Origin of the sequence: Amycolatopsis sp. cg9, from assembly GCF_041346945.1 — a bacterium.
GTDB lineage: Bacteria > Actinomycetota > Actinomycetes > Mycobacteriales > Pseudonocardiaceae > Amycolatopsis.
The window spans coordinates 216,569-229,879 of record NZ_CP166850.1; the positions used below are offsets into that span (position 1 = coordinate 216,569).

The 13,311-nt window shown below is 70.9% G+C and carries 14 protein-coding genes and 1 tRNA gene; 8 read left to right on the forward strand and 7 right to left on the reverse strand.

What is annotated here, in order from left to right; genetic code table 11:
- The first annotated feature begins 2 nt into the window (after positions 1 to 2).
- A complete protein-coding gene (locus AB5J73_RS00970; protein ID WP_370967114.1) occupies positions 3 to 251 on the forward strand; it encodes a hypothetical protein in 249 nt (82 codons plus the stop codon).
- Here the strand turns inward: AB5J73_RS00970 and AB5J73_RS00975 are convergent.
- From AB5J73_RS00975 to AB5J73_RS00985, 3 genes are read right to left on the reverse strand one after another with little or no spacing between them, the layout of a single operon-like run.
- A complete protein-coding gene (locus AB5J73_RS00975) occupies positions 220 to 615 on the reverse strand; it encodes a hypothetical protein (RefSeq protein WP_370967116.1) in 396 nt (131 codons plus the stop codon). The genes AB5J73_RS00970 and AB5J73_RS00975 overlap by 32 nt on opposite strands.
- 3 nt (positions 616 to 618) lie before the next feature.
- Positions 619 to 1,851 carry an aldehyde dehydrogenase family protein gene (locus tag AB5J73_RS00980; protein ID WP_370967118.1) on the reverse strand — a complete coding sequence of 411 codons (1,233 nt, stop codon included), beginning with the start codon at positions 1,849 to 1,851 and terminating at the stop codon, positions 619 to 621.
- Positions 1,852 to 1,906: 55 nt separating this feature from the next.
- Positions 1,907 to 2,689 (reverse strand): M50 family metallopeptidase, encoded by a 783-nt coding sequence (locus tag AB5J73_RS00985; protein ID WP_370967120.1) that lies wholly within the window; start codon positions 2,687 to 2,689, stop codon positions 1,907 to 1,909.
- A 120-nt stretch (positions 2,690 to 2,809) separates the two neighbouring features.
- On the opposite strand from AB5J73_RS00985, the gene AB5J73_RS00990 reads away from it, so the two are divergent.
- Entirely contained in the window at positions 2,810 to 3,322 is a 513-nt protein-coding gene (locus tag AB5J73_RS00990; protein WP_370967122.1) for a hypothetical protein, read from the forward strand.
- Between the two features lie 24 nt (positions 3,323 to 3,346).
- On the opposite strand, the gene AB5J73_RS00995 is transcribed toward AB5J73_RS00990, so the two are convergent.
- A complete protein-coding gene (locus AB5J73_RS00995; protein WP_370967124.1) occupies positions 3,347 to 4,249 on the reverse strand; it encodes a DNA-3-methyladenine glycosylase in 903 nt (300 codons plus the stop codon).
- A gap of 148 nt (positions 4,250 to 4,397) precedes the next feature.
- On the opposite strand from AB5J73_RS00995, the gene AB5J73_RS01000 reads away from it, so the two are divergent.
- The 4 genes from AB5J73_RS01000 to AB5J73_RS01015 all read left to right on the forward strand — a co-directional run bounded on the left by AB5J73_RS01000 (position 4,398) and on the right by AB5J73_RS01015 (position 8,944).
- A complete protein-coding gene (locus AB5J73_RS01000; protein WP_370967126.1) occupies positions 4,398 to 5,156 on the forward strand; it encodes a class I SAM-dependent methyltransferase in 759 nt (252 codons plus the stop codon).
- Positions 5,157 to 5,422: 266 nt separating this feature from the next.
- Positions 5,423 to 6,478 carry an IS110 family transposase gene (locus AB5J73_RS01005; RefSeq protein WP_370967128.1) on the forward strand — a complete coding sequence of 352 codons (1,056 nt, stop codon included), beginning with the start codon at positions 5,423 to 5,425 and terminating at the stop codon, positions 6,476 to 6,478.
- A 14-nt stretch (positions 6,479 to 6,492) separates the two neighbouring features.
- On the forward strand, positions 6,493 to 7,815 hold the full coding sequence (locus AB5J73_RS01010) for a M20 family metallopeptidase (protein ID WP_370967130.1): 1,323 nt from the start codon (positions 6,493 to 6,495) through the stop codon (positions 7,813 to 7,815).
- Positions 7,816 to 7,906: 91 nt separating this feature from the next.
- Positions 7,907 to 8,944, forward strand: a complete 1,038-nt coding sequence (locus tag AB5J73_RS01015; protein ID WP_370967132.1) for a S1C family serine protease — start codon at positions 7,907 to 7,909, stop codon at positions 8,942 to 8,944.
- Between the two features lie 112 nt (positions 8,945 to 9,056).
- Here AB5J73_RS01015 and AB5J73_RS01020 read toward each other — a convergent pair whose 3' ends face one another.
- Entirely contained in the window at positions 9,057 to 9,434 is a 378-nt protein-coding gene (locus AB5J73_RS01020; protein ID WP_370967134.1) for a DUF3224 domain-containing protein, read from the reverse strand.
- A 66-nt stretch (positions 9,435 to 9,500) separates the two neighbouring features.
- Positions 9,501 to 11,042, reverse strand: a complete 1,542-nt coding sequence (locus AB5J73_RS01025) for a helicase HerA-like domain-containing protein (RefSeq protein WP_370967136.1) — start codon at positions 11,040 to 11,042, stop codon at positions 9,501 to 9,503.
- Between the two features lie 102 nt (positions 11,043 to 11,144).
- On the opposite strand from AB5J73_RS01025, the gene orn reads away from it, so the two are divergent.
- Together orn and AB5J73_RS01035 are read left to right on the forward strand one after the other, a co-directional pair.
- Entirely contained in the window at positions 11,145 to 11,753 is a 609-nt protein-coding gene (gene orn, locus AB5J73_RS01030) for an oligoribonuclease (RefSeq protein WP_370967138.1), read from the forward strand.
- Between the two features lie 76 nt (positions 11,754 to 11,829).
- Positions 11,830 to 11,905, forward strand: a tRNA-His gene (locus tag AB5J73_RS01035).
- Here AB5J73_RS01035 and AB5J73_RS01040 read toward each other — a convergent pair.
- A complete protein-coding gene (locus tag AB5J73_RS01040; RefSeq protein WP_370967140.1) occupies positions 11,898 to 13,208 on the reverse strand; it encodes a glycosyltransferase 87 family protein in 1,311 nt (436 codons plus the stop codon). The two genes, AB5J73_RS01035 and AB5J73_RS01040, sit on opposite strands and share 8 nt — an antisense overlap.
- Positions 13,209 to 13,311: the final 103 nt, after the last annotated feature.

Consider the following 13,311-nt stretch of genomic DNA (forward strand, 5'->3'; position numbering starts at 1 on the left):
ACATGACGACGCGAGGCTGGTACAAGGAGCGGACGCTCACCACGGTCGACACGGTCGGCCGGGAGGTGTCGGTGACCACCGGACTCACCCGCGACCCCGAAGGCCGCCTGGTCGCGGCGATCGCGATCAGCGACGGCCCGACCGCCATCTACCGCCACGCGGCCGACCAGGACGACCGCACGGAACTCCTGACCAACGTCGCCGAGACGGCCAAGGAGCTCAGGAAGCTGGCGGACGTTCCGCCGCGGTAGGGTCCGCGGCCCGGAACCGGCGGCGCAGCTCCTGCCCCGCCGGTGACTCCGGGTCGAACCCGTCGAGCGTGGTCTGGGCGCCGCCGGCGAAACCGAGCGCGTTGTGGCAGCGGAAGCAGAAGGCGATCTCGAAGAGAACGCCTTCCTCGCCGTGCGCCCTGAGCGCGTACACCGGGTGGTAGCACCGCATCATCCCGGCGTCCGGGAGGTCGGCGACGAGCTTGACGAGCGCTGTCGCGTCCGCACTCGTCGCCGACTCGAGGACGGGCCCGGGCACGGTCGTCCACTGTTCCCACTCGCGGTCACCCTCGACGCGGATCAGGTCGACCCGCCGGACGTCCGCCGGTTCGACCGGCAGGAGCATCGGCTAAGCCGGCAGGACCGCGTACTGGCGGACGTAGAGATCCGTGTACGTCACCGGGCCGCGGGGACCGGGCACCTTGTCCAGGTTGATGCCGGTTTCCGGAACCGCGAGCAGCTTGAAGCCGTCGAGGAGGCGGGTCGGGGCGTTCCAGAACACACCGGTGCCGGTGTAGCCGTCGAAGAACGCGTCGGCGGCCGACTCGTCCTCGGTGGCGATGCCCGCCGCCAGGCCCGACGTCTGCTCGTTGGCGATCCCGACCGCGTCGGCGAGCGCGCCGACCTTGGCCACCGTGACGGTCGCCTCCCGGTCGGAGTCCAGCGCCCACTCGTAGCCGATGGCGTGCTCGTGCGGGGCCAGCGACGGCGTGACGCCCCGCTCGGCCAGCGCCTCGGAAATCGCCGGCCAGACCTCGTCGTGGATGCCCTCGTGGATCAGCAGCAGGTTCAGCCGGTTGCAGACCCCGAGCCGGTCGAGGCTGTGGTAGACCAGGTCACGCGCCTTGGTGACGTCCGCGCCGCGGTCGACGTACAGCACGCCGCCGCCGTCGGCGTGGGCGAGGGTGCGCACGCCGTGGACCGCCGCCTCGGTGGCGAGGGCCCGGGTGCTGTCGCCGCTGCCGCGCAGGATCACCAGCGGCACCAGGTTCGGCAGCCGGACCAGCGCGGACGCCGCCTCCCGCTCCACCCGCGGCACCAGCTGGACGCAGTCGGCGTCGATGCCCGCCTCGGTGAGCGCGGGCGCGATGACGACCTCGCGCAGCCGCTGCGCCGAGCCGAGCGCCGCCGAGCCCGTGCGCAGCACACCGCCGTTGCGCGACTTGACCAGCTGCGACGCCACGTCGACGGTCACGTTCGGCCGCGCCTCGTAGTTCGCCCCGATGACGCCGACCGGCCGCCGCCGCTCGACCAGCCGCAGCCCGCCGTCCAGCGTGGACACCTCGACCGAGCGCTCCTGGTGCGGTGCGCCGGCGAGCAGCCGCAGCTGCTCGGCCATGCCGGTGAGGCGCTCGGGGGTGATGGTGAGCCGGTCGAGCAGACCGGCGCTCATCCCCTCGGCCTTCGCGCGTTCGACGTCGGCCTGGTTCGCCTCGAGGATCTCCTCGCGGTGCGCGAGCAGCCGCTCGGCCATCCCGGTCAGCGCGGCGTCGACGGCCTCGGCGGAAGCGGCGGCGAGCGACGGCGCGGCCAGCTTCGCCGCCCGTGCGCACTCCGCCACGGCCTTGGCGACCTCGTCCATCGTTCGTCTCCCTCCGCGCGGACCAGCGAGAGACCAGTTTGCCGCATGGGCTCGCTCAGGTGGCCACGGGCTCCAGGAGCCACAGCCCGCCGGCGATCAGGCAGCTGACCGTCGCCACGGCGAAGACCAGCACCCACAGCACCGGCGGCACCGCGGTGAGCCGGCCGAGCTGGTCGGCGTCGGAGTCCCGCGCCTGGCCGCGACGGCGTTTCGTCTGCAGCTCGACCACCGGCCGCACGCCACCGAACAGCAGGAACCAGGTCACCAGGTAGCCGAACGGCGCCTGCACCTCGACCGGCGCGACGAACGCGACCAGCGCGAGCACCACGGCACTGGCGACGACGGTGAACACCCCGTAGGCGTTGCGCACCATCACCAGGACACCGAGCAGCAGCAGCGCGATCAGCCCGAGCACGGTGCCGACCAGGTCGTTGCCGAGCAAGCTGGCGAACAGCAGCCCCAGGACCGACGGCGCGAGGTACCCGGCCATCGCGGTGAACGCCATGCCCGGCCCCTCGGGCTTGCCGCGCGAGACGGTGACGCCCGAAGTGTCCGAGTGCAGCTTGATGCCCTGCAGCCGCCGCCCGACGAGCACCGCGGCCAGCGCGTGCCCGGCCTCGTGCACGATCGTGACGACGTTGCGCACCAGCCGCCACGGCGTACCGCCGACGAGCACGACCAGCAGCGCCACACCGCCGGCGACCAGGGTGATCACCGCGGGCGTCTGGGCCTGTTCGAGCAGCGAACCGGCCGGCGAGGTGTCGGCGGCGGCCGTCCGGAGGGCTGACAGGGCGTCACCGGCCGGGCTGCCGAGCGCGAGAGGAACGGGCGAACTCACCCGGATACCTCACCACAGGCGACATCTGGCTACGGTGAGTCCCTGCCGACGGCGGTTTCGCGGGCTCCGGTAGTGGGTCGTGGTGATCTCCTTTCCGCCGGTGGTGATCGAGGGGGAGCAATGGACAGGTTCGAGACGAAGAGCTTCGCGCTGATGCCCGGTCAGCGGGTCGAGGCCGAGGTCGTCAGCCACCAGCCGTGGGGCGTCTTGGTCCAGATCACCGGCCACGAGGACGACGGCCTGTCGGCCTCGATCGACATGATCGAGCTGTTCTCCTCGCACACGAGCAGCCACGAGGAACTGCTCGCGCTCTTCCCGCCGGTCGGTTCGCGGGTCGAGGCGGTGGTCCAGCAGGTCAACCGGTGGCACCCGCCGGTGTCGGTGCGGCTCAGCATCCGCGCCACCGACCTGGCTGCGCTGACCTGGGCCTGCGACTTCTGCGGGGAGCGGACCACGCTGAGTCCCGGCGGGGACGCTCTCGTCCTCGATGCGCGCAGCAACAACGGTCCGGGGAGCTGCAGCATGGTCGTGCACCGGCAGTGCCTGGCTCAGCGGATCCGCCCCGAATCCTCCGGCGAACGGGCGCGGGCGCTCAAGATCGGTGAGCGCGACTGGGGTTCTCCTCTCGCTTGAGGCCGGGTTCGGGCGGTGCTCAGGTCATCGGGACTCCCTCAGCCGGGCCTCGCCTTCGACGCGGAACAGGAACGACACCCAGCTCCGGAACGGGGCCCACGCCTCCGCGATCTCCGCCAGCTCCGGCACTCCCGCCTCCGGCAGGTGGTACGCGTCGCGCATGATCTCGTGGAGGCGGCCCTCGTCCTGCGGGAAGATGTCCGGGTGGCCCGCGCCGCGGATCAGGATCAGCTCGGCGCTGAACCGGCCGATTCCCGGGAGGAGCCGCAGCCGGTCCAACGCCTCGTCCGGGGACATCGCCCGCAACGTCGCCGCGTCCAGTGCTCCCGCGGCCGCCGCCTCGGCGATTCCCCGCAGGCGCTGGACCTTCTGGCCCGACAGGCCCGGCATGAACTCCAGCTCCGCCAGGACCGCCGGTGACGGGAACGACGTCAGCCTGCTGCCGCCGACGTCCACCTCCGCACCGTGGCGTTCCGTCAGGCGCCGGCGCAGCCGGACCGCCTGGGTCATCCAGACCCGGTGGCTGAGCACCGCCCAGCACGCCGCTTCGTACGGCGAGGCGAACAGCACCGGCCGCAGCCCCGGGTGCAGCTGCTGCAGCAGGGACACCACCGGGTCGCGGGCGCCGGCCGCCGTAAAGGCCGTGCCGTCGACGTCCAGCGAGCACATCCGCCGCACCTGGGCCAGGATCGCCGCCGCGTGCTCGGGCGGGCCGTGCACCGCCACCGCCACCGCGCCGGGTGATCTCTGCCGCAGCACCGCTCCCACCGGCGTCCACGCGCCTTCGAGCGGGAAGGCCACGCGGAGCGCGCCCGCCTCCGCCGCCGGCTGCCCGGCCGGGGCGAAGCCGGTCAAGAAGCGGGCCGCCGCGGCCAGGTCGAACTCGCCGTGCACCGTGATCTCGCTGTCCAGCATCGAAGCCGTCATCTGTCCTCCTCGGATCGGGAACCTCGGCTGCGACGCTAGGAAGGACCACCGACAATTCCGGGACTCGAACGCCTGAGCCCGGCATTGTTCACCCGATCGAGTACCTGAGATTTGACATACTGCCGGTATTCGAACCCTGGGAGGGGCCGTGCCGACCAGCCGAACCACCGCCCTCGAGCGGCTGAACGCCCTGCTCGAGAACCCGGCGGAGACCAGCGACGGCTACCTCGACCTGCTGGGCGCCGCGGACCAGGCCGGTCCGCCGACCGGGCTCACCCAGCGCCTGATGCGCACGACCCTGCTCCCGCAGGTCTACGAGCGGTACTGGCGCCCCGCGCTCGGCCGCGCGCTCAAGGGCCCGCTCGGGCCGAGCATGGCCGGCGAGGTCCGCCTCGCCACGAGGCTCCTCGGCCTCGAACCCGGGCACACCGCGCTCGACGTCGCCTGCGGCACCGGCCGTTTCACGCGCGCGTTCGGCGCGGCCGTCGGCGCCGGCGGGCTCGCGATCGGGCTCGACGGCGCCCGCACGATGCTCGCCAAGGCCGTCGCGGAGGCCGGTCCGGACAGCGTCGCCTACCTGCGCGCGGACGCGGTGCGCCCGCCGCTGAAGGAGTCCACAGTGGACGGCGTCTGCTGCTTCGCCGCCCTCCACATGTTCGCCGAACCGGAAGCGGCGCTGGACTCCTTCGCGCGCGTGCTGAAACCCGGCGGCCGGATCGTCCTGCTGACCAGCGCCCGCCGCGGCTGGCAGCCCGCGCGCCTGCTCGACTCGGCCGGCGGCCTCGTGAGCGGGCAGAAGATGTTCGACCGCGGCGAAATCGCGGCGGGCCTGCGCGCCCGCGGCTTCACGGGGATCACCGAGCGGTACGCCGGCGTCACGCAGATCGTGGCGGGCCGGCTGGGCTGACCGCCGCGGATTGTCGGACCCGCCGGTTAGCATCGCCTCAGTGTCAGGGTGGTGTTGCCGCTGTTGCGGTGGTGGGAATCCTGACCATTGGTGACCTGGCTCCTAGCCTCGCTGCCGCCTGCCTGCAGGCTGGCGATCATGGGTTGTGCCGGTCACCGTGGTCAGGACCGACCGGCGTGACTTGACAGGAGCGTGGCAGCGCCCCCACTGAGGTGTGTCCGCCGGCCGGCCCAGCCGTCCCTTCAAGCTGGAAGGAGACCATCCCCATGGTGGTGGTGCTGGGTAACGATGTCCACAAGAACACCCACACAGCGGTCGCGGTGGACGAGGTGGGCCGCAAGCTGGGCGAGCAGACGGTGCGGGCCACCGACGCCGGTCATCGGCAGCTGCTGCGCTGGGCACTGCGGAACTGGCCGGAGGCCGAAGTGGTGTTCGCGGTGGAGGACTGCCGGCACGTCTCGACCCGGCTGGAACGGGCGCTGCTCGCCGCGGGCCAGGCCGTGGTCCGGGTACCGCCCAAGCTGATGGCCGGGGCCCGCTCCTCGGCGCGCACCCGCGGCAAGTCCGACCCGATCGACGCATTGGCCATCGCGCGAGCGGCGCTGCGGGAGCCGGACCTGCCGACCGCCACCCACGATGAGGCCTCACGGGAAGTCAAGCTGCTGGTCGACCACCGCGAGGACATGATCGGCACCCGCACCCGGATGCAGAACCGGCTGCGCTGGCACCTCCACGAACTCGACCCCGAACTCGATCCCGCCGCCCGCAGCCTGGACCGGCGCTGCGAGCTGGACCGGCTCACCACATGGCTGGCCCAGCAGCCGGCATCGATGGTGGTGCGCATCGCCGCCGAACTGGTCACCGACATCCGCGACCTCACCGTGCGCATCAACGCACTCGAACGCGAACTGGCCACCCGCATGACCCAGCAAGCACCGCAGCTGCTCGCCCTGCCCGGCTGCGGCACGCTGACCGCGGCGAAAATCATCGCAGAAACCGCGAACATCACCCGGTTCCGATCCGAAGCCTGCTACGCCATGCACGCAGGAGTCGCCCCCATCCCCGCCTCCTCGGGCAACACAAACCGACACCGGCTGGCCCGCGCCGGCAACCGGCAACTCAACGCCGCGCTGCACCGCATCGCCGTCACCCAGATTCGCCTGGACGGCCCCGGCCGCGACTACATCCACCGACGCCGCAGCAACGGAGACACCACCATGGAAGCACTCCGCGCCCTCAAACGACGCCTCGCCCGTGTCGTGTTCAACCTCCTGCGAACCGACACCACACCCCGCACAGCCGCGCTACCCACAGCAGCTTGACATAGGAGCAACCCATGACCCACGCCGAACCCGTCCCGCCCGACGACAGCTACCTGCGTTCCCTGGTCGAGGCCACGGCCGACGCCGTCGCGGCCGCCGAACCGCTGTCCTCGCCGCACGCCGGCGCGGACGAGGCGACGCGGGCCGAGGTGACCGCCGCGGTCGAGCGCAGCTCACCCGATCTGGTGGCGTTGAGCCAAGATCTGCACGCGCACCCCGAAGAGGGGTTCGCCGAGCACCGGTCGGTGCGGGCGCTCGCGGACCTCCTGAAGCGCCATGGCCACGAAGCGACCGTCGGCGTCGGCGGGCTCGACACCGCGCTGCGCGTCAGCACGCCGGAGCGGGACGGGCCGCACATCGCCGTCCTCGCCGAGTACGACGCGCTGCCCGGGCTCGGTCACGCCTGCGGCCACAACGTCATCTGCACGACCGCCGCGGGCGGGTTCCTCGGCGCCGCCACCGTCGCCGAGCGGCTCGGCGGGCGGGTCAGCCTGATCGGCACGCCGGCCGAGGAAGGCGGGGGCGGCAAGGAGATCCTGGCCCGCGCGGGCGTGTTCGACGACGTCGACGCGGTGATCATGCTGCACCCGTTCAGCCACGACATCGCGCTGCACCCGTTCCTCGGGCGCCGCCAGCTCGAGATGGTCTTCCACGGCGTCGGCGCGCACGCGTCCGCGCAACCCTTCATGGGCCGCAACGCGCTCGACGCCGCGGTCGCCGCCTACCAGGGTGTATCGGCGCTGCGGCAGCAACTCCCGCAGAGCGACCGCGTCCACGGCGTCTTCACCGACGGCGGGGCCCGGCCGAACGTCATCCCGGCGCGGGCCGCGCTGTTGTTCTACCTCCGCTCCCAGAGCCCGGACACCTTGCGCGACCTCGCCGCCCGGATGACGTCGATCGCGGAAGGCGCGGCGGCGATGACCGGCTGCGGCGTCGAGCTGATCTGGGACGCACAGGCCGCGTACCTGCCGATCCGGTTCAACACCGCGCTCGCCGGGCGCTGGTCGGCCAACCAGCTGGGCACCGGCCGCAAGCCGCTGCCGCCGGGCATCGTGCCGGAGTCGCTCACCGGCTCCACGGACTTGGGAAACCTGTCGTACCGCATGCCCGCGCTGCACCCGATGCTCGCCGTCTCGGGTCCGACGGTCGCCTTGCACACCAAGGAGTTCGCGGCCGCGGCCGGATCGTCCACCGGGGACGCCGGGGTCCGCGACGGCGCGCTGGGCCTGGCCCTGACCGCGGCCGACTACCTGGGCGACGCCGAACTGCGGAAGGCGGTGCACGACGAGTTCGAAGCGGCGGGCGGAGCACTGGACGTGCCGGCGTTCTTCGACTGAGAACTGCCTGAGTTTTCTCAGCTGATTCTTCTCAGCAAAGCCTGAGGTATTTCCACAGGCTGCTCACAAGCACGAGCGCGAATCTAGTGCCATGACCGAGAACGAGAGTCGGCCCGGCCCCGCCTCACCCGGTGGGCACCAGCCGCACCAGAGCACCCCGCAGTACGGGCCGTACGCGCAGCAGCAGTACGGCTACCAGCACCAGGCCGCGCCGAACCCTCTGTTCACCCCGCAGCCGCCGCTCCAGCAGCCGGGGCAGGCGCCCACGGCGCTGAAGACCAAGCCGCGCAAGGGCGGCCGCGTCGCGCTGATCGTCAGCGCGACCGCGCTCGGCGCCGCGCTGGTCGGCGGCGTCGGCGGCGCCGCGATCGTCGGGCTCACCACGAACTCGGCGGACGGCGCGACGACGTCGGTGAGCACGCCGGCCGCGAGCGGGCAGACGGTCGCCAACTCGACCTCCGGCGACGTCAGCGGCGTCGCGGCGAAGGTGACGCCGAGCGTCGTCCAGATCAACGTGACCACCGACCAGGGCGAGGCCATCGGCTCCGGCGTCATCCTGACCTCGGACGGCCGGATCCTGACGAACGCGCACGTCGTCGACGGCGCCCAGAACGTCGTGATCACGACGTCCGACGGCAAGAAGTACCAGGCCGGCGTGGTCGGCGCGGACACCAAGGCGGACATCGCGGTGGTCCAGGCCAAGAACGCGAGCGGGCTGACGGCCGCGACCTTGGGCGACTCGAGCAAGCTGGTCGTCGGCCAGTCGGTCGTCGCGATCGGCTCGCCGGGCGGGCTGCAGAACACCGTCACCACCGGCATCGTCAGCGCGCTCAACCGCAACCTGTCGGACATCGGCGAGGGCCAGCAGCAACAGCAGTCGCCCTTCAGCCGCACCTCGAACCAGGCCGAGGACTCGCCCAGCTACACCGCGATCCAGACGGACGCCTCGATCAACCAGGGCAACTCGGGCGGCGCGCTGGTCGACGCCCAGGGCAACGTCATCGGCATCAACTCGGCGCTCTACAGCCCGACGGCGTCGGCCAACGGCTCGGCGGGCAGCGTCGGGATCGGCTTCGCCATCCCGATCAACGACGCCAAGAAGATCGTCGACCAGATCGTGAACAACTAGGACGCGGACGGGCCGTGGTCGGGGCGGTCCGTCCCACCCGCTTCGGGGAGCGGGGACCGCGAAGGCCGTTTCGAGAGTCAATCGGGGGCTCTCGAAACGGCCTTCGTGCTGTTCACAGGTCGTAGGTCAGGACCAGCGCGTGGTTCTGCCCGGCGTCCACCTCGATGTTCGCCGTGCCGGAGATCCCGGCCAGGTCACCGAAGCCCGAGCCGGCGAGGATCTTGAGCGTCAGGCCGGTGTCGTCGGCGGTGTGGTGGAGGACGAAGCCGCCCTTGCGGCCGTCGACCGAGACGTCGAGACGCTCGAAGGCGACGTACGCGCGCGAAGTCGCGTTGGACGCCGTCAGCATCTCGACGGTGCTGGTCCCCTCGACCGCACCGGTGAACGTCTTGGCGATCGCCACCCGGGCGAACTCGGTGCCGCCGGCCTCGTCGGTCGCCTGCGGCTCCCACTTGTCGAGGACGAACGACGCGGTCGCGGTGCTGGTCATGGCTTCCCCTGTCTCGATGGTGGAGCCAGCTTCGCAGCGATACCTGACAGGTTGCGTCAGGTTTTGTCAGCGCCTCCGGTTGCCGAACAGCCCGCGCGTGATCTCCCGGCCCAGCGCGCTCGCCGCGGAACGCATGAACGACTTCACCGCCGGGTTCTTCATCGCCGACTCGATGAACCCCGGATCGTCCTTCTCCGGAGCGGGCGCCGGGGCAGGAGCCGGCGCGGCGGGAGCCTCGGGAGCCGGCTCGGGCGCGGCGGCGACCTTCGCGGCCAGCTTCTCGTACGCCGACTCCCGGTCGATCGTCTCGCCGTACTTCGCGTGCAGGTCCGACGACGCGACGGCCGCGGCGACGGCGTCCGCACCGATCGAGCCCATCTTCGAGCGCGGCGCGCGCAACCGCGTCCACGCCACCGGCGTCGGCGCACCCCGCTCCGACAGCACCGTGACGATCGCTTCGCCGATGCCCAGCGACGTCAACGCCGTGTCCAGCTCGTAGAACTTCGTCTTCGGGTACGTCTTGACCGTCTTGGCCAGCGCCGCCTGGTCGTCCGGCGTGAACGCGCGCAAGGCGTGCTGGATCCGGGCGCCGAGCTGCGAAAGCACGTTGTTCGGGATGTCCGTCGGCAGCTGCGTGCAGAAGAACACGCCGACCCCCTTCGACCGGATCAGCTTCACGGTCTGCTCGATGCGCTCCAGGAACGCCTTCGACGCGTCGTTGAACAACAGGTGCGCCTCGTCGAAGAAGAAGACCAGCTTCGGCTGGTCGAGATCGCCTTCCTCGGGCAGCTCTTCGAACAGCTCGGCCAGCAGCCACATCAGGAACGTCGAGAACAACGCCGGCTTCGCCTGCAGGTTGTCCAGCTCCAGCAGCGTGACGACGCCCTTGCCGTCGCGTTCGCGCATCAGGTCGTGCACGTCCAGCTCGGGCTCGCCGAAGAAGTCTTCCCCGCCCTGCGCCTCAAGGTTCGACAAGGACCGCAGGATCACCCCGGCCGTCGCCGCCGACACCCCGCCGATGCCCTTGAGGTCCTCCTTGCCCTCGTCACTGGTCAGGTGCGTGATCACCGACCGGAGGTCCTTCGTGTCCAGCAACGCCAGGCCGCGCTGGTCCGCCCAGTGGAAGATCAGCCCGAGCGTCGACTCCTGCGTCTCGTTCAGGCCGAGCACCTTCGACAGCAGCACCGGCCCGAAGCTCGTGATCGTCGCCCGGATCGGCGAGCCCTTCCCTCCGGTGCCCAGCGAGAGGAACTGCACCGGGAACGCCGAACCCGCCCAGTCGTCACCCAGCTCCTGCGCGCGCTTCGCGACCTTGTCGTTCGGCTCCCCGGCCGCGGCGAGCCCGGACAAGTCCCCCTTCACGTCCGCGAGCACCACCGGCACCCCCGCCGCCGACAACTGCTCCGAGATCAGCTGCAACGTCTTCGTCTTGCCCGTCCCGGTCGCCCCCGCGACCAGCCCGTGCCGGTTCAGCGTCGCCAGCGGCAGGCGCACCGCGGCCGCGGCGTCCGCCACCCCGTCGATCACCACCGCGCCCAGCTCGAGCGCGGCACCCTCACTCGCGTAACCAGCGGCGATCTCGCTCGCCGGCGACCCCTGCTCCGTCACTCGCAGCTCCCCGATCGTGTGTCCTGCACCACACCGGGAGCGTAACGCGCCGTACGCGCAGGTAACGCCACTCCTATCCCCGTGTCGGGTTAGGGTCACCAGGTGACCGACCGCCTAGTCTGGATCGACTGCGAGATGACGGGGCTCGACCTCGACAAAGAAGCGTTGATCGAAATCGCCGCCCTCGTCACCGACGCGGAACTCAACGTGCTCGGCGACGGAGTCGACATCGTCATCCACGCCGACGAGGAAAAACTCGCCGGGATGCCCGACGTCGTCCGCGAGATGCACGCCCACTCCGGCCTCACCGAAGAGGTCCGCGCCTCCAGCACCACCCTCGAAGAAGCCGAACGGCGCGTCCTCGACTACATCCGCGAGCACGTCCCCGAACCGGGCACCGCACCCCTCGCCGGCAACTCCATCGCCACCGACCGCGGCTTCATCGCCCGCGACATGCCGGCCCTCGACGCCCACTTGCACTACCGCATGGTCGACGTGTCGTCGGTCAAGGAACTCGTCCGCCGCTGGTACCCGCGCATCTACTACGCCAAGCCGGAGAAGGGCCTCGCCCACCGCGCCCTCGCCGACATCAGGGAATCCATCGGCGAACTCGACTACTACCGGCGCGTCGCCTTCGTCCCCCAGCCCGGCCCCACCAGCGACGAAGCCAAAGCCGCAGCCGCTGAAGTGCAAGAACAGCACCAAAGGTAACCCCCTGCGAACCCCGCGAGGGCACCCGCTACGATTACAGCCAACGAGGTGATCGCACGCGGTTCCCTCGCTGATGGTGGGCGTAGCTCAGCTGGTAGAGCACCTGGTTGTGGTCCAGGAGGTCGCGGGTTCGAAACCCGTCGCTCACCCCATTGCCCCAGGCTGGTCGGTTGCTTCGCAACCTTCCCTACGCCTGGGGTTTCGCCTTTTCTTGGGGGTCGAACCCCCATGCCCCCGCCGGGGGCTTACCCCCGGACCCCCGTCGTTGTGGTTGCCTTTCGTTGCGGGGCTCAGCCAGGTGGGAGTTAGGGCTGCCAGGAGCAGTAGGGCCAGGGCCAGGGCTACGTAGAGGGTGTGGGCTGTTGCTTGGGCTTCTGGTGGGTGGTTTTCCGGGAGGACCACCAGGCCTACCAGGGGGATGTTGTTGCGGCCTGTTCCTACTCGCCAGGGGAAGAGGAGTAGGTAGGTCGCGGTGAGGGTTGCGGCCGGCCACCAGGGGCGGGCGTGGTGGGCTGCGCAGGCTGCCATTACCAAGAACGGGATGAACCAGACCCAGTAGTGCGTCCAGGTCCACGGGGTTACCAGGACCATCAGGGCGCCTATCGCGCTCACGGCCAGGAGTTCTTGGCCGTTGCGCTGGGCTCGGACGGCCGTCCAGAACGCTGCTAGGGCGATCAGTGCTGCTGCTGGGATCCAGATCGAGCCTGGGGGGTCGGCGATGTCGAGGATGCGGGCCAGTGCGCCGCGGATCGACTGGTTCTCCGGGGCCGTCGCGTCGCTGTCGCCCGTGATGCGGGACGGGTCCGCCAGGTTGGCCGCCCAGAACGCCGCCGAGTCTTGTGGGAGCGCTATGAAGCCTGCCAGGACTGTGGCGGCGAACGTTGCGACCGCCATCGCTGCTGCTTTGAAGCGGCGGGTGAGCAGGAGGTAGACGACGAAGATCGCCGGGGTCAGCTTGATTGCCGCGGCCAGGCCTACGCCGGCTCCGGTCCACCAGCGGTTGCGGCCCGTCAGGTCGGCCAGGACCAGGAGGAGCAGGAACAGGTTCACCTGGCCCGTCGTGAAGTTCATCAGGACCGGCTGCAGGGGGAGGGCCAGGGCCGTGAGGGCCGCGGTGGCCGCTGCCCGGCCGTGGTCGCGGGCGTACCCGAGGCTGCCCAGGGAGATCCAGATGACCGCCAGCAGCGAGAACAAGTTGGCCAGGAGCGCCAGCAACGGCAGGAGCAGCTTGGGGACGACTGTGAGGGGTACGAAGAGGCCGGCGGCGAACGGCGTGTACTTGAACGTGCCCCCGATCGTCGGCAGGTGGGAGACGCCCTGCTCGTAGAGGGGTAGGCCCGCTCGCACCGCCTTGCCGGTCGCCACGTAGGAGCGGAAGTCTTCGAGGTAGACGCCGGCTGTCGTCCAGACGCCCGCCCAGACCGTGTAGCCCGCGAAGATCACGAGCAGCAGCACGCCGGACAAGATCGTCCACCACAGCGGCGCCGGGAGTCTTCGGCCGGCCGGTGCCACGGGTACCACGACTGCCGCCATCGGATCCCCCTCGGATGCGCGAAGC

Coding starts and splice junctions, on each gene's coding strand:
- AB5J73_RS00980 (WP_370967118.1), bottom strand. CDS start 1,851: ATGGACGAGGTCGCCAAGGCCGTGGCGGAGTGCGCACGGGCGGCGAAG.
- AB5J73_RS01010 (WP_370967130.1), top strand. CDS start 6,493: ATGACCCACGCCGAACCCGTCCCGCCCGACGACAGCTACCTGCGTTCC.
- AB5J73_RS01015 (WP_370967132.1), top strand. CDS start 7,907: ATGACCGAGAACGAGAGTCGGCCCGGCCCCGCCTCACCCGGTGGGCAC.
- AB5J73_RS01020 (WP_370967134.1), bottom strand. CDS start 9,434: ATGACCAGCACCGCGACCGCGTCGTTCGTCCTCGACAAGTGGGAGCCG.
- AB5J73_RS00990 (WP_370967122.1), top strand. CDS start 2,810: ATGGACAGGTTCGAGACGAAGAGCTTCGCGCTGATGCCCGGTCAGCGG.
- AB5J73_RS01005 (WP_370967128.1), top strand. CDS start 5,423: ATGGTGGTGGTGCTGGGTAACGATGTCCACAAGAACACCCACACAGCG.
- AB5J73_RS00995 (WP_370967124.1), bottom strand. CDS start 4,249: ATGACGGCTTCGATGCTGGACAGCGAGATCACGGTGCACGGCGAGTTC.
- AB5J73_RS00970 (WP_370967114.1), top strand. CDS start 3: ATGACGACGCGAGGCTGGTACAAGGAGCGGACGCTCACCACGGTCGAC.
- AB5J73_RS00975 (WP_370967116.1), bottom strand. CDS start 615: ATGCTCCTGCCGGTCGAACCGGCGGACGTCCGGCGGGTCGACCTGATC.